Annotated in this window: 18 protein-coding genes and 1 pseudogene; 11 read left to right on the forward strand and 8 right to left on the reverse strand. The window is 64.3% G+C overall.

Features of this window, described 5'->3' with window-relative positions:
- The first annotated feature begins 49 nt into the window (after positions 1 to 49).
- The 3 genes from ligA to JC607_RS25790 all read left to right on the forward strand — a co-directional run bounded on the left by ligA (position 50) and on the right by JC607_RS25790 (position 4,692).
- Positions 50 to 2,332, forward strand: coding sequence for an NAD-dependent DNA ligase LigA (gene ligA / locus JC607_RS10170; RefSeq protein ID WP_198836816.1), 2,283 nt, complete (start codon positions 50 to 52; stop codon positions 2,330 to 2,332).
- Positions 2,329 to 4,419, forward strand: a complete 2,091-nt coding sequence (gene recG / locus JC607_RS10175; RefSeq protein WP_198836817.1) for an ATP-dependent DNA helicase RecG — start codon at positions 2,329 to 2,331, stop codon at positions 4,417 to 4,419. The genes ligA and recG overlap by 4 nt, the downstream gene beginning before the upstream one ends.
- A gap of 150 nt (positions 4,420 to 4,569) precedes the next feature.
- Positions 4,570 to 4,692: a hypothetical protein gene (locus tag JC607_RS25790; RefSeq protein WP_255532451.1), complete on the forward strand. Its 123-nt coding sequence runs from the start codon at positions 4,570 to 4,572 to the stop codon at positions 4,690 to 4,692.
- A gap of 160 nt (positions 4,693 to 4,852) precedes the next feature.
- On the opposite strand, the gene JC607_RS10180 is transcribed toward JC607_RS25790, so the two are convergent.
- Complete coding sequence (locus tag JC607_RS10180) at positions 4,853 to 5,293, reverse strand: iron-sulfur cluster assembly scaffold protein (RefSeq protein ID WP_198836818.1); 441 nt, start codon at positions 5,291 to 5,293, stop codon at positions 4,853 to 4,855.
- 91 nt (positions 5,294 to 5,384) lie between these two features.
- Here JC607_RS10180 and hisI point away from each other — a divergent pair, with 91 nt between their 5' ends.
- Positions 5,385 to 5,744: a phosphoribosyl-AMP cyclohydrolase gene (hisI, locus tag JC607_RS10185; RefSeq protein WP_198836819.1), complete on the forward strand. Its 360-nt coding sequence runs from the start codon at positions 5,385 to 5,387 to the stop codon at positions 5,742 to 5,744.
- Between the two features lie 29 nt (positions 5,745 to 5,773).
- Here the strand turns inward: hisI and gluQRS are convergent, their stop codons facing one another.
- From gluQRS to gyrA, 4 genes are all read right to left on the reverse strand, one after another.
- Positions 5,774 to 6,607 (reverse strand): tRNA glutamyl-Q(34) synthetase GluQRS, encoded by an 834-nt coding sequence (gluQRS, locus tag JC607_RS10190; RefSeq protein ID WP_198836820.1) that lies wholly within the window; start codon positions 6,605 to 6,607, stop codon positions 5,774 to 5,776.
- A complete protein-coding gene (gene trmFO / locus JC607_RS10195; protein ID WP_198836821.1) occupies positions 6,595 to 7,923 on the reverse strand; it encodes a methylenetetrahydrofolate--tRNA-(uracil(54)-C(5))-methyltransferase (FADH(2)-oxidizing) TrmFO in 1,329 nt (442 codons plus the stop codon). Before trmFO ends, gluQRS begins: the two co-directional genes overlap by 13 nt.
- 40 nt (positions 7,924 to 7,963) lie before the next feature.
- Positions 7,964 to 8,314 carry a DUF6614 family protein gene (locus tag JC607_RS10200; protein ID WP_198836822.1) on the reverse strand — a complete coding sequence of 117 codons (351 nt, stop codon included), beginning with the start codon at positions 8,312 to 8,314 and terminating at the stop codon, positions 7,964 to 7,966.
- Between the two features lie 99 nt (positions 8,315 to 8,413).
- Positions 8,414 to 11,206, reverse strand: coding sequence for a DNA gyrase subunit A (gene gyrA / locus JC607_RS10205; protein ID WP_198836823.1), 2,793 nt, complete (start codon positions 11,204 to 11,206; stop codon positions 8,414 to 8,416).
- Positions 11,207 to 11,461: 255 nt separating this feature from the next.
- On the opposite strand from gyrA, the gene JC607_RS10210 reads away from it, so the two are divergent.
- Positions 11,462 to 11,776: an usg protein gene (locus JC607_RS10210; protein WP_198836824.1), complete on the forward strand. Its 315-nt coding sequence runs from the start codon at positions 11,462 to 11,464 to the stop codon at positions 11,774 to 11,776.
- Positions 11,777 to 11,821: 45 nt separating this feature from the next.
- Positions 11,822 to 12,874, forward strand: a complete 1,053-nt coding sequence (locus tag JC607_RS10215; protein WP_198836825.1) for a lysine-2,3-aminomutase-like protein — start codon at positions 11,822 to 11,824, stop codon at positions 12,872 to 12,874.
- A gap of 132 nt (positions 12,875 to 13,006) precedes the next feature.
- On the opposite strand, the gene rocF is transcribed toward JC607_RS10215, so the two are convergent.
- Positions 13,007 to 13,930 carry an arginase gene (gene rocF, locus JC607_RS10220; protein ID WP_198836826.1) on the reverse strand — a complete coding sequence of 308 codons (924 nt, stop codon included), beginning with the start codon at positions 13,928 to 13,930 and terminating at the stop codon, positions 13,007 to 13,009.
- A 150-nt stretch (positions 13,931 to 14,080) separates the two neighbouring features.
- On the opposite strand from rocF, the gene JC607_RS10225 reads away from it, so the two are divergent.
- The 5 genes and pseudogenes from JC607_RS10225 (at position 14,081) to ndk (ending at position 17,845) form a co-directional block, all read left to right on the forward strand.
- Positions 14,081 to 16,204, forward strand: coding sequence for a heme lyase CcmF/NrfE family subunit (locus tag JC607_RS10225; protein WP_198836827.1), 2,124 nt, complete (start codon positions 14,081 to 14,083; stop codon positions 16,202 to 16,204).
- Positions 16,201 to 16,662, forward strand: a complete 462-nt coding sequence (locus JC607_RS10230) for a cytochrome c-type biogenesis protein (protein WP_198836828.1) — start codon at positions 16,201 to 16,203, stop codon at positions 16,660 to 16,662. The genes JC607_RS10225 and JC607_RS10230 overlap by 4 nt, the downstream gene beginning before the upstream one ends.
- Positions 16,663 to 16,779: 117 nt before the next feature.
- Positions 16,780 to 17,088, forward strand: coding sequence for a hypothetical protein (locus JC607_RS10235; protein WP_198836829.1), 309 nt, complete (start codon positions 16,780 to 16,782; stop codon positions 17,086 to 17,088).
- Positions 17,028 to 17,240 (forward strand): annotated as a pseudogene (locus JC607_RS26005) (2-(1,2-epoxy-1,2-dihydrophenyl)acetyl-CoA isomerase); the annotation flags it as partial. The gene JC607_RS10235 and the pseudogene JC607_RS26005, both read left to right, overlap by 61 nt.
- 182 nt (positions 17,241 to 17,422) lie before the next feature.
- Positions 17,423 to 17,845: a nucleoside-diphosphate kinase gene (gene ndk, locus JC607_RS10245; RefSeq protein WP_112309394.1), complete on the forward strand. Its 423-nt coding sequence runs from the start codon at positions 17,423 to 17,425 to the stop codon at positions 17,843 to 17,845.
- A gap of 102 nt (positions 17,846 to 17,947) precedes the next feature.
- On the opposite strand, the gene cueR is transcribed toward ndk, so the two are convergent.
- Both cueR and JC607_RS10255 read right to left on the reverse strand, forming a co-directional pair.
- On the reverse strand, positions 17,948 to 18,361 hold the full coding sequence (gene cueR, locus JC607_RS10250; protein WP_198836830.1) for a Cu(I)-responsive transcriptional regulator: 414 nt from the start codon (positions 18,359 to 18,361) through the stop codon (positions 17,948 to 17,950).
- On the reverse strand, positions 18,358 to 20,769 hold the full coding sequence (locus JC607_RS10255) for a copper-translocating P-type ATPase (protein WP_233092841.1): 2,412 nt from the start codon (positions 20,767 to 20,769) through the stop codon (positions 18,358 to 18,360). The genes cueR and JC607_RS10255 overlap by 4 nt, the downstream gene beginning before the upstream one ends.
- Between the last annotated feature and the right edge of the window lie 129 nt (positions 20,770 to 20,898).

Here is a 20,898-nt window from a genome sequence, read left to right on the forward strand (position 1 = left end):
CTCCTGATGGTCAGGTCCTAGGTTCGGGCCGAGCCGGGCGGAGGGGGCAATGGAAGCCAGAGCAGTCGAAGATCTCAGTGAAGCAGAGGCCCTGGCCGAGCTGAATGTGCTGGCGCAACAGCTTGCCGGCGCGAATCATGCCTATCACGCCGAAGATGCTCCGGTGATCAGCGATGCGGAATATGATCAGCTGAAGCGCCGCAATGCGGCGATCGAGGCGCGCTTTCCCGCGATGAAACGGGCTGACAGCGCCAGTGATCAGATTGGCGCGGCGCCGGCGGAAGGGTTTGGCAAGGTTTCGCATCGCGTCGCAATGCTCAGTCTCGAAAATGCGTTCGATGACAGCGATGTCTCGGATTTCGACGACCGGGTGCGGTCTTTCCTCAACCATTCCGGTGGGGTGAACTATACTGCAGAGCCGAAGATCGACGGGCTCTCGCTTTCCTTGCGCTACGAATCGGGTCGGCTGGTCCAGGCCGCGACCAGGGGCGATGGCGCAACGGGCGAGAACGTGACCGCGAATGCCCTCACGATTGCCGATATCCCGCATATGGTTTCCGGGGCCCCGGAGATTATGGAGGTGCGGGGCGAGGTCTATATGTCCCATGCCGATTTCGCGGCGCTGAACAGCCGCCAGGCAGAGCTGGGGGAGAAAACCTTCGCCAATCCGCGCAATGCGGCCGCGGGCAGCCTGCGCCAGCTCGATGCGCGGATCACCGCGAGCCGCCCGCTCAAATTCTTCGCCTATGCCTGGGGGGAGGTGTCGGCGCCGCTCGCCAACAGCCAGTCGGGCGCGATCCGGCGCCTCGCGGAACTGGGGTTCCAGACCAATCCCCTGACGCGGCTTTGTGCCGGGCCAGAGGACATGCTGGCGCAGTATCGCCATATCGGTGAATTGCGGGCCGGGCTTGGCTATGACATCGACGGCGTGGTCTATAAGGTTGACGATCTGGCGCTGCAGGCGCGGCTGGGGTTTCGCTCGACCACGCCCCGCTGGGCGATTGCGCATAAATTCCCGGCTGAACTGGCCTGGACCTGGCTTGAGGCCATCGACATTCAGGTTGGCCGCACCGGCGCGCTCTCGCCGGTTGCGCGACTGGTGCCGGTGACGGTGGGGGGCGTGGTGGTCTCGAATGCCACGCTGCATAATGAGGATTATATTCATGGCCGCAATTCGGCCGGCGAAGAGATCCGCGGCGGCAAGGATATCCGGATCGGCGATTTCGTCCAGGTCTACCGCGCCGGTGACGTGATCCCGAAAATCGCGGATGTCGATCTGGCGAAACGGCCCGAAGGCGCGATCCCCTATCTCTTCCCTGAGACCTGTCCGCAATGCGGCAGTCCGGCGATCCGTGCCCCCGAAGATTCCGTGCGCCGCTGTACGGGGGGGCTGATTTGCCCGGCGCAAGGCGTTGAAAGGCTCAAGCATTTTGTCAGTCGCAACGCGTTTGACATCGAGGGTCTCGGCGCGAAACAGGTAGAGCTGTTCTATCTCGACGACCTTTTGCCGGTGAAAACGCCGGCTGACATCTTTACGCTGGAGGCCCGCGACACCGCCAACCCTTTGCAAAAGCTGAAAAACCGCGATGGTTTTGGCGAGACCTCGGTCAGAAAGCTCTGGGCCGCGATCGACGAGCGCCGGACGATCGGATTTGAACGCTTCCTCTTCGCGCTCGGCATCCGCGATGTCGGTGAGGTGGCCGCGCGGGATCTGGCCCGGCATTACCAGTCCTGGACCGCCCTGGCATCCGCCATCGACATCGCCCATCCGGCTGCTTTGCGCCAGATCGCGGCGGATGAGGCCGAGGCGGAAGAGCGTATCGCCGCCCGTGCTGCGGGGCGGCGGGCGCAGCCGGCAAAGGCCCGTGCGGTGATCTGGGATCAGGATCCGCTGGACCCGGCGACGCTTGCCGCCTGGCAGGAGCTTTTGTCGATCGATGGGATCGGCGCGGTTCTGGCGGTCTCACTGGTGACCGCGCTGGCGCCAGGCGGGCATGAACGCCAGGCGGTCGATGATCTCGTAGCTCAGCTTAAAGAGATCACGCCGCCTGCGAAACGGGCGAGTCAAAGCCCGGTGGCGGGCCTGACCGTCGTTTTTACCGGCTCGCTTGAGAAAATGACCCGGGCCGAGGCTAAGGCCCGTGCCGAATCGCTCGGGGCGAAGGTTGCGGGTTCGGTTTCAGCCAAAACCGATCTTCTGGTGGCCGGGCCCGGCGCCGGCTCCAAGCTGAAGGAAGCGGCAAAGCTGAACATCCGCACGCTCGACGAGGATGGCTGGCTCGTGTTGATCGGTGATCTGGCGGCTGCTCAGCCAGGAGAGACCGGCGCATGAGCCGTCCGGAGGCGCTCTTTCCGCTTTTCGCGGATCTGGAGACGCTGGACGGCGTCGGTGCGAAAAGCGCGAAGGCGTTTGAGGGGCTGGCGGTCAGCCGCCCGAAGGATCTCCTGTACCTGCTGCCTTACAGCGGCATCGACCGCAGTCTGCGCGCCGGCATTCGCGACTATATTTTGCCCACAACGGTGACCATCGCGGTCGAGGTGCTGCGCCATCAACCGGGGCGCACCCGTTCGGCGCCGACAGTGGTGCAGTGCCGCGACGATGAGGGCGCGGCGCTGGAGCTGGTCTTCTTTCACGCGCGTGGCGACTACTTGCAGCGCATCCTGCCGGAGGGCGCGCGCCGGGTGATTTCCGGCAAGGCCGAGGCCACTGATTTTGCGATCCGCATCGTGCATCCTGATCACATGCTGGCCCCGGAAGAAGCGGGGAACCTGCCGGGATGGGAGCCGGTCTATCCGCTGACGGCAGGTATCACGCAGAAAACAGTGCAAAAAGCGGTGGCGTCGGCGCTGGCGCGGCTGCCGGATCTGGCGGAATGGATCGACCCCGGGCTGATGGCGCGCGAGGGCTGGCCCGCCTGGTCGGCGGCGATCGCGCAGGCCCATCGTCCCGCAAGCGCGCAGGATCTGGCGGCGGAAGATCCGGCCCGGGCGCGGCTCGCCTATGATGAACTTTTCGCGCATCAGCTGACGCTGTCACTTGCGCGGGCGCGGATGCGGCGCGGGCGTGGGATGCAGAGCCGGGGCGATGGAGGCCTGCGCGCGCGGCTTTTAGCCGGCTTTCCCTATCGGCCCACGGCCGCGCAGGAGCGTGCGGTCACCGAGATCGCCGCAGATATGGCCGCGCCTTTGCGGATGAACCGGCTGTTGCAGGGCGATGTCGGTGCCGGGAAAACGCTGGTGGCACTGATGGCGCTGGCGGTTGCGGTCGAGGCGGGCGGGCAGGGTGTGCTGATGGCTCCGACCGAGATCCTCGCGCGCCAGCATTATGAGGGGCTGGCGGATCTTGCAGGCCAGGCCGGCATCCGGATGGAACTTCTGACCGGACGCGACCGGGGCAGTGATCGGGCGGCCAAACTGGCGGCTCTTGCGGCGGGAGAGATCCAGATCCTGGTCGGCACCCATGCGGTTTTCCAGAAAGACGTGGTTTTTCATAATCTTCGTCTCGCGGTGATCGATGAACAGCATCGGTTCGGCGTGGCGCAGCGGATGGAGCTGGGCGCCAAGGGCGAGGCGGCGGACGTGCTGGTGATGACCGCGACCCCGATCCCGCGCAGCCTTGCTTTGGCCTCTTACGGCGATATGGATGTCTCGGTGCTGGATGAAAAACCGCCGGGCCGCAAACCGGTCAGGACAGTGCTGGTCACCACAAGCCGGATTGACGAGGTGGTGGCTCATCTGGCCCAGGCGGTGGCGGGCGGGCGTCAGGCCTATTGGGTCTGCCCGCTGGTCGAGGAAAGCGAGCTCGTTGATCTGGCCTCGGCCGAGGAGCGGTTTGCCCATCTGCGCGCCGCTTTGGGTGAGGGGCGGGTCGGGCTGGTTCATGGTCAGATGCCGCCCGCGGCCAAGGATGCCGCGATGGCGCGGTTTGTCGCTGGCGAGACCGGCGTTCTGGTCGCGACGACGGTGATCGAGGTGGGCGTGAATGTGCCCAATGCCTCGATCATGGTGATCGAACGCGCCGAGACCTTTGGCCTTGCGCAACTGCATCAGCTCCGGGGGCGGGTCGGTCGGGGGGCGGCGGAATCGACCTGCCTGATGATGTATCAGCCGCCGCTGAGCGAAAGCGGCGAGCGCCGTCTCAAGACCCTTCGCGATACCGAAGACGGCTTCCGCATCGCCGAGGAAGATCTCGCGATGCGCGGTGCCGGGGATCTGATCGGCACCGCGCAATCGGGCCTGCCCAGGTTCCGCGTCGCCGATCTGGAACGGCAATCGGCGCTGATGGCGGTGGCGCAATCGGATGCGCGCAAGCTTTTGCACGATGATCCGACGCTCGACAGCCCGCGCGGCAAAGCGGCACGACATCTTCTATGGCTGCTGGATCAGGACCGGGCGATCCGGCTTTTGACGGTTGGCTGAACCCGTATTCGGGGGCGTGGAGGCAGCCTCTGCATAAGGTACAACACCTGATACCTGTTATGTTCCCTAATGTTCTACTTTAGTTCTTTACAACTCATGAATCATATGAGAACAATAGGGCAACAAAACAGAGAGCAGGAGGAAGTGAAGATGATCGCCCGACTGAAAGCCGTTCGCCGCAGCGCAGATATCCGTGCGGCCGAGGATATTCTTGGCGTCGTCGCCCTCTTCGCGCTTTTGTTTGTTGCCCTCGCGCTGCCCGTCGCTGGTTAAGCGCATCCGAGTTTCTGCCTGCGGTCTGACCCCTGACATGCACCGGCCTTCTCTGTCCCGATCCGAAGGCCCCTGATCTGCACCTGTCCCGCAGATCCCCGCATGTCCCAGACACGCTTGACTTCCGCCGCCGTCGCATCCCGACGCGCGGCGGTTTTTTTTAGGCCTGCCGGGCTTTGTCGACGGCTTCGCAGGCGGCGTCGAGCACCAGCAGGATCGAGGCGTGACGATTGCGGAACTCCCGCGCGGGGGTCAGCACCGCGTAAAGATCGAAAGGCGCGGGCGGCGGTTCGGCACCGTCTTTCAGCATGGCAGCAACGGCATCGCGGGCCTGATGGAGCTCCTGAGCGCTGCGCCCGATCACGGCACGGCCAAAAATCGCGGCAGAGGCCTGGCCGAGGGCGCAGGCCCGCACCTCTTGCGCATAATCCGCAACCCTTCCGTCCTGCAGCGTCAGATCGACCGTCACTGTCGAGCCGCAGGTGGGAGAGCGCTTTTTCGCGCTGCCCTGTGGCGCTGCAAGCCGCCCGGCCAGCGGGATATTCGCCGCCAGGTCGAGGATCTTACCGGAATATAGCGAGATCAGATCGCTGTCGCTCATAGCAGTCGCCTTTGCCGATAGGCTGCCCTTGTGGCTTGCCTTGCCTGACGTCTATGTAATCGGACAGAGCGCCCGCGCCAAGGAGAAGACCATGAGCTTTGATCCCGCCAGTCTGAAATTCGATGCCAATGGGCTGGTGGCCTGCATCGCCCAGCAGCATGACACAGGCGAGGTGCTGATGCTGGCCTGGATGAACGCAGAGGCGGTGGCGAAGACGCTGGAGACGGGCAGGGTCACCTATTGGTCGCGCTCGCGCCAGGCGTTCTGGATCAAGGGAGAAAGCTCGGGCCATGTGCAGCGGCTGGTCGGGCTGCGGGTGGATTGTGATCGTGACTGTCTGCTGGCGCTCGTGGATCAGACCGGACCGGCCTGCCATACCAACCGGCGGTCGTGTTTTTATACCGGGGTCGAGACCGGGGATGAGGTCGAGTTGATGCAGCCGGTCCGCTGAGGCTGGCCTGCGCCTCCGGCGGGAGTATTTCAGTCAAGGGGAATGGGCAGGCCGAGCATCTGGCGGATGTCAGCGGGCGTGGCGCCATCCTCGCGGTATTTTGCCAGCGCCCGGGCGTCATCGCGCTTGGCGAGCCGTTTGCCGCTGTCGTCTCGGATCAGGCGGTGATGATGCCAGAGCGGTTCTGGCAGGCCGAGCAGGCGGATCAGGAGCGCATGGATGAAGGTGGCCTCGAACAGGTCTTCGCCACGGGTGATTTCGGTGATGCCCTGGGCGGCATCATCGGTCACGACGGCAATGTGATAAGAGGTCCCGATGTCGCGGCGCGCCAGAACAATATCGCCGATCTCAGCGAGCATCTGCGCAGCGTTGCGGCGATGAAGGCCCGGCCGGAGACCGGTATCGGTGAAGGTGGCCTCTCCGGCGCGCGCCATGGCTTTCGCCATATCGAGGCGGATCGCGCCGTTCTGATGGCCGGCATGGCGGCAGGTGCCGGGATAGACCGGTCCATCCGGCCCGATCACAGGTGCGCCTTCCTGTGGTGCCGAAAGAGAGGCGCGAATATCACCCCTGGTACAGATGCAATGATAGGTCAGGCCGGTTTCTGTCAGTTTATCAACGGCTTGATGGTACAGGCTGAGGCGCTCAGACTGCCGCAGGACCGGGGTTTCCCAGTGCAGCCCCAGCCAGCGAAGATCTTCATAAACGGCGGCCTCATAATCGGGCCGCGCGCGGGCGGTGTCGATATCTTCGATCCTGAGAAGAAAGCGATCGCCGCGCGCGGCGGCGGTCAGCGCGGCGAAAGCATGGCCCAGATGGAGCGGCCCGGTTGGCGATGGCGCGAAGCGGGTTACCCGAGCCATTCGGTGAAAGCGTCTTTCGCGCGATCGGTATAGGCCTTGTAGCGATCCTTGCGACCCCGGCGCCCGCCTTTGGCGTCAATCGGGGGGAAGAGGCCGAAATTGACATTCATCGGCTGGAAGGTCTTCGCCTCGGCGCCACCGGTGATATGGGTGATCAGCGCGCCCATCGCGGTATCGGCAGGGGGCGGCGGCAGATCCTGGCCCTTAATCTCAGCCGCGGCCATACGGCCGGCGAGCAGGCCCATTGCCGCAGATTCGACATAGCCCTCGACCCCGGTGATCTGGCCGGCGAAACGGATATTCGGCCGCGATTTCAGGCGCATCCGGTCGTCCAGCAGCGTGGGAGAGTTGATGAATGTATTGCGATGGATGCCGCCAAGACGGGCAAATGAAGCATTCTCAAGACCGGGAATCATTTTGAAAACAGCGGTTTGCGCGCCGTATTTCATCTTGGTCTGGAAGCCCACGATATTATAGAGCGTTCCGAGCGCATTGTCGCGGCGCAGCTGAACCACCGCATAGGCTTTGGTTTCGGGATCATGTTCATTGGTCAGGCCGACCGGCTTCATCGGCCCGAAGCGCAGCGTCTCGCGCCCGCGTTCGGCCATGACCTCGATCGGCAGGCAGCCATCGAAATAGCCCGCCGTTTCGCCTTCATGGAATTCGGTTTTCTCGGCGGCGAGCAGCGCGTCGATGAAAGCCTCATATTGCTCCCGCGTCATCGGGCAGTTGAGATAGGCCTTTTGTTCCTCTTCGGTCTCGCCCTTGTCATAGCGCGACTGGCGCCAGGCGACCGACATATCGACCGATTCCGCGTAAACGATGGGCGCGATGGCGTCGAAAAAGGCAAGGCTGTCCGCCCCGGTCTCGGCGCGGATTGCCTCGGCCAGAGCACCTGAAGTCAGTGGGCCGGTCGCGATGATCCAATGGCCGTCTTCGGGCAAGGCGCGGATCTCGCCGGGGGCGAATGAGATCATCGGATGCGCGCGCAGCCGTTCTGTCACCGAAGCCGAAAAGGCGTCGCGGTCAACGGCAAGCGCGCCACCTGCCGGCAGGCGGTGACGGCGGGCCATTTCCATGATCAACCCGCCCGCCGCCTGCATTTCCCAATGCAGCAAGCCGACGGCGTTCCGTTCGTCATCATCTGAACGGAACGAGTTCGAACAGACCATTTCGGCAAAATCGCCGGTGCGATGCGCGAAAGTGCCCAGAGAGGGACGCATTTCGTGCAGGACGACCGGGACGCCGGCCTCGGCCGCCTGCCAGGCGGCCTCGGATCCGGCCATGCCGCCGCCGATGATGTGGAGCTTTTCCATGGCTCGCGATGTAGCCCTGCCAGGGCGACAGTTCAACTCCTCAGATCAGGGCGATACGTTCGCGTTGCGCAGGATCGGGCCAGGGCCGGTAGAGGCCGACATCTGCATGGGCGATCATGCCATGCATCTGGTCGTAACGGCGCAGCGCCTCGTCATCGGTGGCGGCGAGACCGGCGAAAGCCGTGTCGAGGCCGGCAAGGCCAGGCAGCTCAATCTCCAGCAGGAAATCGGTATGCTGCCCCGAGGCCAGCCCCAGTTTTCGACGCAGGAGCCGCCAGTCGCTCACCAGGCCCTTGCCGCGCAGATGATCCATCCAGGCGGCAACGGCAGCCGCGAATGCCAGGGCCCGCGCCTCTGGCCGCAGCTCGATCAGGCAATGGTAGAGATGCACCGCTTCCTCCCTCGGGCCATCTGCCCGGATCGAGTGGAACAGCGAAAATTTACCATCAGGTTAAAATGAAACGGCCCGCCAAAGGGGCGGGCCGTCACATCATTCCGGATCGGTCCCGGGCGGCACGTCAGGGGCCGGCGTATCGGAGGATGGCGTATCGGGAACCGTCATGTCCGGTGCCTCGACACCCTCCTGCTCGGCGATGCGGGCGACCGAAACCACCTCTTCTTCGCCGCCGGTGTTCAGCACCTTCACGCCACCAGCCGACCGCGAGCGGAAAGAAATCTGGTCCACCGGCACCCGGATCGACTGGCCGGACGAGGTCGCGAGCATGATCTGATCGGAGAGATCGACGGGGAAGGAGGCCACCAGCGGCCCGCCGGGCATGGATTTGGCGAAGGCGGTCACGCCCTGGCCGCCACGTCCGCGCACCGGGTAGTCATGGCTGGACGAGAGCTTGCCGAGACCGCGCGCTGTGATGGTGAGAATCAGATCCTCGGCCGCCGACATTTCAGCATAACGCTCGGGCGAAAGCTGGCCCGCTGCGGCCTCTTCCTCGTCATCCGCCTCGATCTCTTCGGTCACACCCGCGACAAGGCGGCGCTGCTTCAGATAGGCGGCGCGTTCGGCCGGATCTGCCTCGAAATGGCGGATGATCGACATCGAGACGACCTTATCCTCGCCATTCAGGCGGATGCCGCGCACGCCGGTCGAGCCGCGCGATTTGAAGACGCGGATCTCTTGCGTCGAGAAACGGATGGCGCGGCCCGAAGCCGTCACCAGCATGACATCATCATTCTCATCGGCGATGGCTGCGTTCACAAGTGTAACGTTTTCAGGCAGTTTCATCGCGATCTTGCCATTGCGCATCACATTGGTGAAGTCCGACAGATCATTCTGCCGCACATCGCCATCCGAGGTCGCGAAGACAATTTGCAGCTTGTCCCACTCGTCTTCCGGCACATCGACCGGCATCAGCGCGGCGATGGAGACGCCGGGTTCGATCGGCAGGATATTGACCAGTGCCTTGCCTTTGGCATTGCGGCCCGCCACCGGAAGCCGCCAGGTCTTGAGCTTGTAGACCATGCCGGAGGTTGTGAAGAACAAGAGCCAGGTATGCGTATTCGCTACGAAAAGCGTCGTGACGACATCGTCTTCCTTGGTCTGCATCGAAGACAGACCCTTGCCGCCCCGGTTCTGTTGGCGGAACTCGGCCAGCGGCGTGCGCTTGATATAGCCGCCCGAGGTGATGGTCACGACCATATCCTCGCGCTCGATCAGATCCTCATCATCCATATCGCCTTCCCAATCGGCGATCTGGGTGCGGCGCGGCACGGCAAAGAGCGAGCGCACCTCGGTCAATTCATCGGAAATGATCCCCATGATCCGATCACGAGACGAGAGAATATCGAGGAAATCCTTGATCTTACCGGCAAGTTCTTCCAGCTCGTCGGTGACTTCCTTGACGCCGAGCGCGGTCAGACGCTGCAGGCGCAGCTCAAGGATTGCGCGGGACTGGGCCTCCGAGAGATTATAGGTCCCATCCTCGTTCATCTTATGGCCGGGATCGTCGATCAGCCGGATATAGGGCGCGATATCATGCGCGGGCCAGTTGCGGGTCATCAGCCGCTCGCGCGCCTCGGCCGGGTCAGCAGAGGAGCGGATCGTCGCTACAACCTCATCGACATTCGACACCGCGACCGCGAGACCGCAAAGGATATGGCTGCGTTCGCGCGCTTTCCGCAGCTCGAAAGCGGTGCGGCGTGCAACAACTTCTTCACGGAAGACAAGGAAATGGCTCAGGAAATCCCGAAGCGTCAGGGTCTCGGGCTTGCCACCCACCAGGGCCAGCATATTGCAGCCGAAATGCACCTGCATCGGCGAGAACCGCCAGAGCTGGTTCAGCACCACATCCGGCGTGGCATCGCGTTTCAGCTCGATCACCACCCGCACGCCGACCCGGTCCGACTCGTCGGCGATAGAGGAAATCCCCTCGATCCGCTTGTCGCGCACCGCTTCGGCGATCTTCTCGATCATCGAGGCCTTGTTGACCTGATAGGGGATCTCATCGACGATGATCGCCCAGCGGTCCTTGCGCAGCTCTTCGACATGGGTCTTCGCCCGGATGATCACCGAGCCGCGCCCTTCAAGATAGGCCTTGCGCGCGCCCGAACGCCCAAGGATCAGACCCCCGGTCGGAAAATCGGGCGCCGGAAGCATTTCCATGAGCGATTCCATGGAGATATCCGGGTTTTCTATCATCGCCAGCGTGGCGTCGATCACCTCGCCGAGATTGTGCGGCGGGATCCGCGTCGCCATGCCGACCGCGATGCCTTCGGTGCCGTTGACCAGCATGTTGGGGTAGCGGGCCGGCAGCACCGTCGGCTCGCGGTCCTTGCCGTCGTAATTGTCCTGGAAGTCGACCGTATCCTTGTCGATATCGGCCAGCAGAAAGGCGGCGGGCTTGTCCATCCGCACTTCGGTATAGCGCATCGCCGCCGGCGGATCGCCATCCATCGAGCCGAAATTCCCTTGTCCATCAAGGAGTTTCAGCGACATGCTAAAGGGCTGCGCCATCCGCACCAGCGCGTCGTAGATCGAGCTGTCGCCATGCGGGTGGTATTTCCCCATCGTATCGCCGACCGGACGGGCCGATTTGCGATAGGCCTTGTCATGGGTGTTGTTGCTTTCGTGCATGGCAAACAGCACGCGGCGGTGAACCGGCTTCAGCCCGTCGCGCAGATCGGGGATCGCGCGGCTGACAATGACCGACATCGCATAGTCGAGATAGGCGGTCCGCATCTCCTGGGTGATATCGACCTGCGGGCCGTGATAGACCGGCTTCTCAGGAGTTTCACCTGCGTTTTCAATATCTTCCGGAGTGTCTGACACGGTACGCCTTCTTTGTCACGGCCGGGCCTTTCGGGGACATGTCCCCTGGCCCGCATTTAGTTGGGCAGAAGTTACACCATACCAGCCATTGGGTGCAATGGTGGGAGCAATGGTCGGTGCAATGGACGGGGAGGTCTCCTGCCATCTCTGTTGTCATCACAGGGGCAAGGTGAGTGACAGATCATTGATTTTATTGACCTTATATTCATCTCTGTCATGCTTTCCTGAACGGGAGGACGAACGGAGGCAGAGGAAATGAAAGAAGGCGACAGGCGGATTGGCGACGGGCGGGCCGGTCAGGGGCTGGAAAGCGAAACCAGCCTCATGCTGAAAGGCTACGGGCTCACCACGGCCGAGATTTTCTACCGGATGCCGGATTACCGGTCGGTGCTCAACACGTTCATCTGGCAGACCTATGATCTGGCGCCGGATTACCCGGAGCTGTTTCGCTTCATCGAATACTGGCAGACGAATATCGAGGGGCCGCTGCATTCGGTGCGCTTCACCCATCGCCGGCAGATCGGGCCGGCGGAATGGCGCAAGGTGACGGCGGAACTGCGGCTGCAGTAAAGCCCGCGCTTGCCGGGAGGCGCGGGTGAGGCTATTGCCCGCGCCATGAATGACCAGTCTCACCCCGGCAAGGCGCAGGCTCAGGGCGCGCTGACCACTGTTGACGGGCTGATCCGCGAGGGTCTGAGCCCCGGGGCCCAACGGGCTGAGCTCGAACAGGTCGCGGCGGAATTCCGGGTGCGGCTGAGCCCCGGGATGCGGCAGATCGGATCTGAGGCTGTCCGGGCGCAATTTCTCCCTGATCCGCGCGAGCTGACCATCCTCCCGGAAGAGCTGATCGACCCGATCGGGGATGACGCGCATCGCCCGGTGCCCGGCCTGACGCATCGTTACCCCGACCGGGTGATCCTGCACACGACCCAGATCTGCGAGGTCTATTGCCGCTTTTGCTTCCGACGCGAGGCGGTGGGGGAAAACGGTCAGCTGGAGGAAGCGGAATTCGTCCGCGTGCTCGACTATCTGCGCGACCATCCGCAGATCTGGGAGGTGATCCTGACCGGCGGCGACCCGCTGACCCTGTCCGCACGGCGCCTGAAGGATATGCTGGCGCGGCTGGCAGAGATCCCAAGTGTCGAGGTGATCCGGTTCCATACCCGCATCCCGGTCGTGGCACCGGAGAAGATCACCGACGACCTGACGCGGGCGATGCAGATCCGCCCGGTGGTCTGGCTGGTGCTGCATACGAACCATGCCGACGAAATTACCCCTGCCGCCAGCGCGGCACTCGCACGGCTGACCCGGGCGGGCGTGCCGCTCCTGTCACAGACGGTGCTCCTGAAGGGGATCAATGCCGATCCCGACACGCTGGAACAGCTCTTCCGCGCTTTGATCCGCAACCGGGTGAAGCCCTATTACCTGCATCACCCCGATCTCGCAAAAGGAACCGGCCATTTCCGTCTGAGCCTGCAAGAGGGTCAGGAGATCATGGCCGCGTTGCGCGGACGAATCTCTGGCACAGCGCTGCCGACCTATGTGCTGGATATCCCCGGCGGCTTTGGAAAGGTTCCGGTTGGCCCTGGCTATCTGCAAGACCATGGGGATGGCAGCTGGACCGTAACCGACCCCCAGGGGCGCGACCATTCCTACCGGGATCTCTGACCCCTGGCCGGGGAAGCCTCCGGCGGGGATATTTAAGGACAGAAAATATGCTGTTTCATTTTCTGTCTCTAAATATCCCGGGGGCGTCCTCGCGAAGCGAGGACGGGGGCAGCGCCCCCTTTCCGGCGTAAGTCAGGTGGTGCGTGTGGGTCTGTCGAACACTTTCCTGCCCATCAGCGAGCCGACCAGATCTACCATCAGCCGCGTGGTCATGCCGCGATCATCGAGGAAAGGGTTCAGTTCCACCAGATCGAGCGAGGTCACCAGCGCCGATTCATGCAACAGCTCCATCACCAGATGCGCCTCGCGGAAGGTGGTGCCGCCGGGCACGGTCGTGCCGACAGCCGGCGCGATGGCGGGGTCGAGGAAGTCGACATCGAGGCTGACATGCAGCATCCCCTTGACTGCGCGCACATGGTCGAGGAATTCCCGCAGGGGCGCCACGATGCCGCGCTCGTCAATCACCCGCATATCGTTGATCTGAATGGCGCGTTCCTGCATCGCCGCCTGTTCCGCCTGATCGACCGAGCGGATGCCGAACATGCAGATCCGCTCGGCAGGCACCGGTGCGGGGAAGGGCGGGAAGCCATCAAAGCCATCGCGCCCGTTGATATAGGCCAGCGGTGTGCCATGCAGATTGCCGCTGGTTGTGGTCAGGGGCGTGTGGAAATCCGAATGCGCATCCAGCCAGAGGAGGAAGAGCGGTCGCGCTTCCGCTGCGGCCCAGGCGGCCGCTCCGGCGACCGAGCCAAGCGCCAGGGAATGATCGCCCCCCATGATCACCGGAAGGCCGCCATCCTTCAGCGCATCCTCCACGGCCACCTTCAGCGCCATGGTCCAGCCGACGGTTTCGGTCATCTGATCCACGGCAGGATTGGCGCAGGGCACCGCCGCCAAGGGCGTCGCCGTGACATCGCCGCGATCTTCGACCTCATGGCCCTCCGAGGCAATCGCGCGCGCGAGCCCCGCCACACGGTAAGCCGGGGGGCCCATCAGGCAGCCTGGCCGGCGCTGGCCCGAATCGACCGGGGCTCCGATAAGAATGATGCGGGTCATGTGGCCTCCGGTGAGTTTGCGCTATCCTGGCACCTCCTGCGGCCTCATTCCAGCCGGGGCGCGACCGATAAGCGCAGGAAGGTGATGCGACCGGGTATTGGAGCCATGCACCGGGACGGTTAGGATGCCCGCCGATAGGGAGACAGCCAGATGTTGATCGAGCTGGGGCATTTTGCCCTGATCCTGGCGCTGATGGTGGCGCTGATACAGACCATTCTGCCGCTTTGGGGGGCGCATCGGGGCAATCATATGCTCATGGCGCTGGCCGGGCCTGCGGCGGTGGTGCAATTCGCGCTGGTCGGCTTTGCCTTTGCGGTACTGGTCCATGCCTTTGTCACCTCGGATTTCTCGGTGGCGCTGGTGGTGTCGAATTCGCATTCGCTGAAACCGATGCTTTACAAGGTCTCGGGCACCTGGGGGAATCATGAGGGCTCGCTGCTTTTGTGGACGCTGATCCTCGCGCTGTTCGGGGCCTCGGCGGCCTGGTTCGGTGCTGGCCTGCCCGAGCGGCTCCGCGCCCGCGTTATCGGGGTCCAGGGCTCGATCGGGGTGGCGTTTCTTGCCTTTATGATCCTGACCTCGAACCCGTTTCTCAGGATGGTCGAGGCGCCGATGGACGGGCGCGATCTGAACCCGTTATTGCAGGATCCCGGCCTCGCCTTCCATCCGCCGTTTCTCTATCTCGGCTATGTCGGGCTTTCGATGTCTTTCAGCTTTGCCATTGCGGCGCTGATCGGGGGCAGGGTCGATGCGGCCTGGGCACGCTGGGTCCGGCCCTGGACGCTGGCCGCCTGGATTTTCCTGACCATCGGCATCGCGCTTGGGTCCTGGTGGGCCTATTACGAGCTGGGCTGGGGCGGGTTCTGGTTCTGGGATCCGGTCGAGAATGCCAGTTTCATGCCCTGGCTCCTCGCCGCCGCGCTGTTGCATTCCGCCATTGTGGTCGAAAAGCGCGAAAGCCTGAAAGCCTGGACCATTCTTCTCGCGATCCTCGCCTTCGGGTTTTCGCTGATCGGCACCTTCATCGTGCGCTCCGGCGTGATCACCAGTGTGCACAGTTTTGCCTCGGACCCCGAGCGCGGCGTGTTCATCCTTGCGATCCTTGGCTTTTTCACCGGCGGCGGCCTGGTCTTGTTCGCCTTGCGCGCCGGCACGATGGAGGCGAAGGGCGTCTTTGGCCTCGTCTCGCGCGAAAGCGCGCTGGTGGCGAATAACATCCTGCTCGCGGTGGCGGCTTTCGTGGTCTTTGTCGGCACCATGTGGCCGCTATTTGCCGAACTGGTGCTCGGCCGCGTGATGTCGGTGGGCGAGCCCTTTTTCAATGCTGCTTTCACGCCGTTCTTTGTGGCACTGGCGCTGATCCTGCCCTTTGGCGCCATACTGGCCTGGAAGCGAGGCGATTCCGGCCGGGTCATGGCCGACCTTGGGCCGGCGGCGCTGGCGGCGACCGGGGTCGCGGTGCTCTCGCTTGCCCTGCTGGCGGGCCAGGGGATGATCGCGGCTGTGGCGCTGGTGGGGGCGGGCGCAGGGCTGGCCACTGTCTGGAAACAGATCCCCGCGCGGTTTCGGGCGCGTCTCCCGCTTCTGATGCTGGCGCTGGCGGTGCTGGGGCTCGTCTGGGCGGTGCAGACCGGGCGCTCGGCGCTCGGGCCTTTGGGCGTGATGCTGGGCTCCTGGGTGGTCTTTGGTGCGCTGACCGATCTTTGGGGGCGCAGCGGGCGCGGCGGTGACCGGCTTGGCCGCCTGCTGCGGCTGCCGCGTTCGGAATGGGGCAAGGTCATGGCCCATGCCGGAATGGGGGTCACGGTTTTCGCCGTCTCAGCCCTGCTGGCCTGGAAGGTCGAGGAAATCAGTGTCGTCAAAGAAGGCGAGAGCTTCCGCCTTGGCCCGTATGATGTGCAGCTGGCCGATGTGCGCGAGGTGCGCGGCCCGAATTACATCTCGACCATGGCCGAGATGGTGGTGACGCGGGGCGGCGCGCGGGTTGTGGTGCTTTACCCGGAAAAACGGGCCTATCCGGTGCAGGGGATGCCAACGACCGAGGCCGGGATTGATTATGGCTGGTTGCGCGACATCTACCTGGTGATCGGCGACCCGCAGGAGGGCGGCGGCTGGGCGGTCCGCGCCTATATCGAGCCCTTTGCCAACTGGCTTTGGGGCGGCTGCCTGATGATGGCATTTGGCGGTCTGATCAGCCTGACCGACCGGCGTTACCGGGTGGCCGCGAGCGGGGCAAAGGCTGCGCCCAAAGCCGCAAAGGTGCCAGCGGAATGAGGCTTAGGGCGTTTTTCATCGCGGTGCTGATGCTCCTGGCGGGGCCGGTTCTGGCAGTACAGCCCGATGAGATCCTGCAGGATCCGGGCCTTGAAACCCGGGCCCGCATGATCAGCCGCGAGATCCGCTGCCCGGTCTGCCAGGGCGAGACCATTGACGATTCCACGGCGCCGATCAGCCGGGATCTGCGGCTGATCATCCGTGAAAGGCTGCTGGCGGGCGACAGCAATGATGAGGTCATCGACTTCGTGGTGGAGCGCTACGGCGAATTCGTGCTGTTCAAGCCGCGCGCCTCGGGCTGGAACTGGGTTTTATGGCTCTCGGGGCCGGTGGCGCTGCTGGCTGCGGCGGGCGGGATCTGGCTGTCACGCCGCCAGCGCCAGGCTGCGCCGCCCGGTCCGCCAGTGCCGCTGAGCGCCGAAGAAGAGGCGCGTCTGGCCGAGATTCTGAAGGACTGACGCGGCGTCCCGCTCGCTTTTTGCCTGGCCCTGACTTCGGCTTGCGTGCCTCGCAGATGGCCGCAAAGGTGCTCCTTCGACCGGTCGCAGCAGCTGCTAAAGCGGCGAGTGACACTCATGCTGAACCGACCCTGGGTGATGACTTTCATCGAAGATGCGGCGCAGGGGGCGCGTGTCATCGTACTGACCGGCGAGGGCCGCGCGCTTTGTTCCGGTCCGGATCTGCCCGATACCAAGGACATTGCGGCGGCGGATTTCGGGATCGTTCTCAATGAGGCCTATATGCCGCTCCTGCGCCGGACCATCGACGCGCCCTTGCCAGCGGCACCCCTTGGCTGCCGGGTCAGATCGGGTTTGCCCCTGCGATGGCAGCGGCGCTTTGTGCCGAAAGGATCACCGCGCGCCAGGCAGCTGACCGGGGCATGACCCGGGAGGCGGAGCCGGATGTCAGTTTTGCTGCCATGGCGGCGGCGCGGGCGGCGCATCTCGCCAACCAACGGATCCGGGCCTGTCATGCGGTGAAACAGGCGCTCCTGGCGAGGTTCTTGCCTGATCTTGCGCCGCCGCCGGAGAACCAGATGCGGCTGCGGGGCGATCCGGGCCAGAGCGCAGATGTCCGCGACGGGGGGCGACGTTTCTGGAAAATCTCCTGGTGCGCTTTGGTGGAGCGCGAGCGCCACTTTCCTTTGATACATTCCCATGCTAGCAGCGCGCCCACACACGGGCCGCATCTATGGCCCCCCAGAATTTGGAGAGCCCCATGGCCCTTGAGCGCACCTTCTCGATCATCAAACCCGATGCCACCAAACGCAACCTCACCGGCAAGATCGTCGCGAAATTCGAAGAGGCCGGCCTGCGCGTCGTCGCGTCGAAACGCGTGCAGCTGACCGCCGCCCAGGCTGGCGAATTCTACGGCGAGCACCGTGAGCGCCCCTTCTATGGCGAACTCGTCTCTTTCATGATCTCGGAGCCGGTGGTTCTGCAGGTGCTGGAAGGCGAAGGCGCGATTGCGAAAAACCGCGAAGTGATGGGCGCAACCGATCCGGCCGCTGCGGCTGACGGCACCATCCGCAAGGAATTCGCGCTGTCGAAAGGCGAGAACTCGGTTCACGGCTCGGACAGCCCGGAATCGGCTGCCCGTGAGATCGCCTTCTTCTTCTCGGGTCTTGAACTGGTCGGCTGAGCCGCCGGTGGAACAGGAGCCGAAATCTTAATTAAGATTTCGGCACAAATTCCTGCTCAGGAATTTGAGCGCGCCTCTGGTTCAGGGGCGCGCCTTTTTTGCTCAGGCACAGCAGTCTTTGCCGGATGACCTGTCTGAGGCGAGGCCCGCGAGGATCGGGCAATCGGGCCGGTGATCCCCGGCGCAGGCGCTGACAAGGTCTGTAAGCGTTGCCTGCATCGCCTTCAGCTCTTCGATTTTCGCCGCGATCTGCGCGAGATGGCTTTGCGCCAGCGCTTTTACATCGGCGCTGGCCCGCGACTGATCCTCATACAGCGCCATCAGCGCCCGGCATTCCTCGATGGTGAAGCCAAGCGAGCGGGCGCGGCCCAAAAAGGCGAGCTTGTGCAGGTCGCTTTCGCGAAACGCGCGATAGCCATTGGCGGCGCGCAAGGGGCGGATCAGGCCGATTTCCTCGTAATAGCGGATGGTTTTTGCGGGCAGGCCGGCACGTGCGGCCACATCTTTGATGTTCATTGCACAGCCCTCACAAAGCGCAGCCGCAGCGCATTGGTCAAAACAAAGACCGACGACAGAGCCATTGCCCCCGCCGCCAGCATGGGCGAAAGCTGCGGGCCGCCGAAGGGCACCAGCACCCCCGCCGCCACCGGGATCAGCGCGGTATTATAGCCGAACGCCCAGATCAGGTTCTCGCGGATATTTTTCATCACCGCGCGGCTGAGCCGGAGCGCCGAGGCCACCGCCAGCGGATCGCCCCGCATCAGCACGACATCGCCCGCCTCGATCGCCACATCGCTGCCCGATCCCATCGAGATCCCGACCCCGGCTGCCGCCAGCGCCGGCGCGTCATTGATGCCATCGCCGACAAAAGCGCCACCGATCCGGCTGACGATCTCTTGCTTGCCTTCCGGCAACACGCCGGCATGGACCTCTTCGATGCCGAGCCGGGCGGCGACATGGCGCGCGGCCGCTTCGGTATCGCCCGAGATCATCGCCGGCGTCACGCCCATCTCTTTCAGCGCCGCAATGGCGCGGGCCGAGCTGGGTTTCAGCTGATCCGCCACCCGGATCAGAGCGGTCACCTCGCCGTCTTTTGCGACAAAGACAAGGCTTTCGCCGCGTGCGGCGGCCGCATCGGCACTGGCCGTCAGCGCCTCGGGAATATGGTCGAACATCCGTGCGGCACCGACGGCGATGCGGCTTTGCCCGACAAGCGCCTCGGCACCGTAGCCGGGGCGGGTGGCGAAGTCGCGCGCGTCCGGGATGGCACCCGCGGCGGCGGCGAGGATCGCATTTGCCAGCGGATGTTCCGAGCCGCGCTCGACCGCCGCCGCGAGGGGCAGGAGGGTCGCGTCGCCCTCGATCCCGACCACACGCGGGCGGCCTTCGGTCAGCGTGCCGGTCTTGTCAAAGCTGATCCGGCTTTGATCGGCAAGCCGTTGCAGCGCCTCGCCACGCCGGAACAACACGCCCATCTGTGCCGCGCGGCCCGTGCCGACCAGGATCGAAACCGGGGTTGCGAGGCCCATCGCACAGGGGCAGGCGATGATCAGGACCGAGACCCCCGCCACCAAAGCCCGGGCCACATCGCCGGTCAGCGCAAGCCAAAGACCAACCGTCACCGCAGCCACCGCGAGCACCGCCGGCACGAACCACATGGTCACACGGTCGATCAGCGCCTCGACCGGCAGTTTCGATCCCTGGGCTTCCTCGACCATGGCGGTGATGCGGGCCAGCACCGTATCTGCCCCCACCGCTGAGACCTCGATCACCAGCGCACCATTGCCGTTGACGGTGCCGCCGGTCACGCGGTCGTCAGCCGTTTTGGCCACCGGAAGCGGCTCGCCGGTGAGCATGCTTTCATCCACCGCAGACATGCCCGAGATCACCCGCCCGTCGACCGGCACCCGTTCCCCGGCGCGCAGTGCAACCCGCATCCCGGGGGTGAGATCCGCGACCGCAATATCGGTCCCATCTTCAAGCCGCGCGGTTTTGGGCTGCAGGCCGATCAGGCCGGCAATCGCGGCACCGGCACGACCACGCGCCCGCGCCTCCATCGCGCGCCCGGCAAGGATCAGCGCCACGATCACGGCGGCGGCTTCGAAATAGACGGCGCGGGCGCTTTCGGGAAACAGCCCGGGCAGGGCCAGAACCAGCACCGAATAGGACCAGGCCGCCAGCGTGCCAAGCGCCACGAGGCTGTTCATATCGGGGGCCGCCCGCAACAGCGCCGGGATGCCTTTGACGAAAAACCGCCTGCCGGGGAAGGCCAGCACAAGGCTCGCCAGCACGAATTGCATCAGCCAGATCCAGGTCGTGCCAAAGGTCATATGCAGCCAGTGATGGAAGGACGGAACCATATGGCCGCCCATCTCGGTCACAAAGACGGGCAGGGTGAGCCCCACCGCAATCAGCGTATCGCGCCAGAGGATCCGTTCGTCCCGTCCCGGATCCGCCGGGGCCGCCGTTTCCAGCGGAACCGCTTTATAGCCCGATTTCGTGACTGCGCGCGCAAGGGCGGCCGGGTCGGTTGCCTGCCAAAGCTCGACCGTCGCGCGCCGTGTCGCCAGATTTGCCGTGGCCGAGATCACGCCCGGCTGCGCCTTCAGCACCCGCTCCACCCGGCCGGTGCAGGAGGCGCAGGTCATGCCCTCGACCGAGAGCTCGACCGTCACGGGTTTGACCGGATAGCCGATTTTCGCGACGCTGGCTGCAAGGGCCTCCGGATCGGCCGGGGCGTGATAGCGCACCTGCGCCTCGCCGGTGGCGAAATTGGCGCTGGCCTCTTCGACGCCAGGCACGGCTTTCAGCGCGCGCTCGACCCGGCCGGTACAGGAGGCGCAGGTCATGCCCTCCAGCTGCAGGCGGGCGAGGCTGGTCGCGTCGGCTTCGGAATGGCGCGGGGGTGTCAGAGTACTGGTCATGGAATAATCCCTTTCGGGCAAGACATATGAGGCTTCCCGTCACGGGAAGGTCAAGGCCCCTGGCCAGGAAAATGTCATGCGGCTTTTGCATGGCTGGTTTGCGCCATTCCGGGGCTTGACCTTACCCCT

This window comes from Paracoccus sp. IB05 (assembly GCF_016405985.1).
In the GTDB taxonomy this organism is placed as follows: Bacteria; Pseudomonadota; Alphaproteobacteria; order Rhodobacterales; family Rhodobacteraceae; genus Pseudogemmobacter.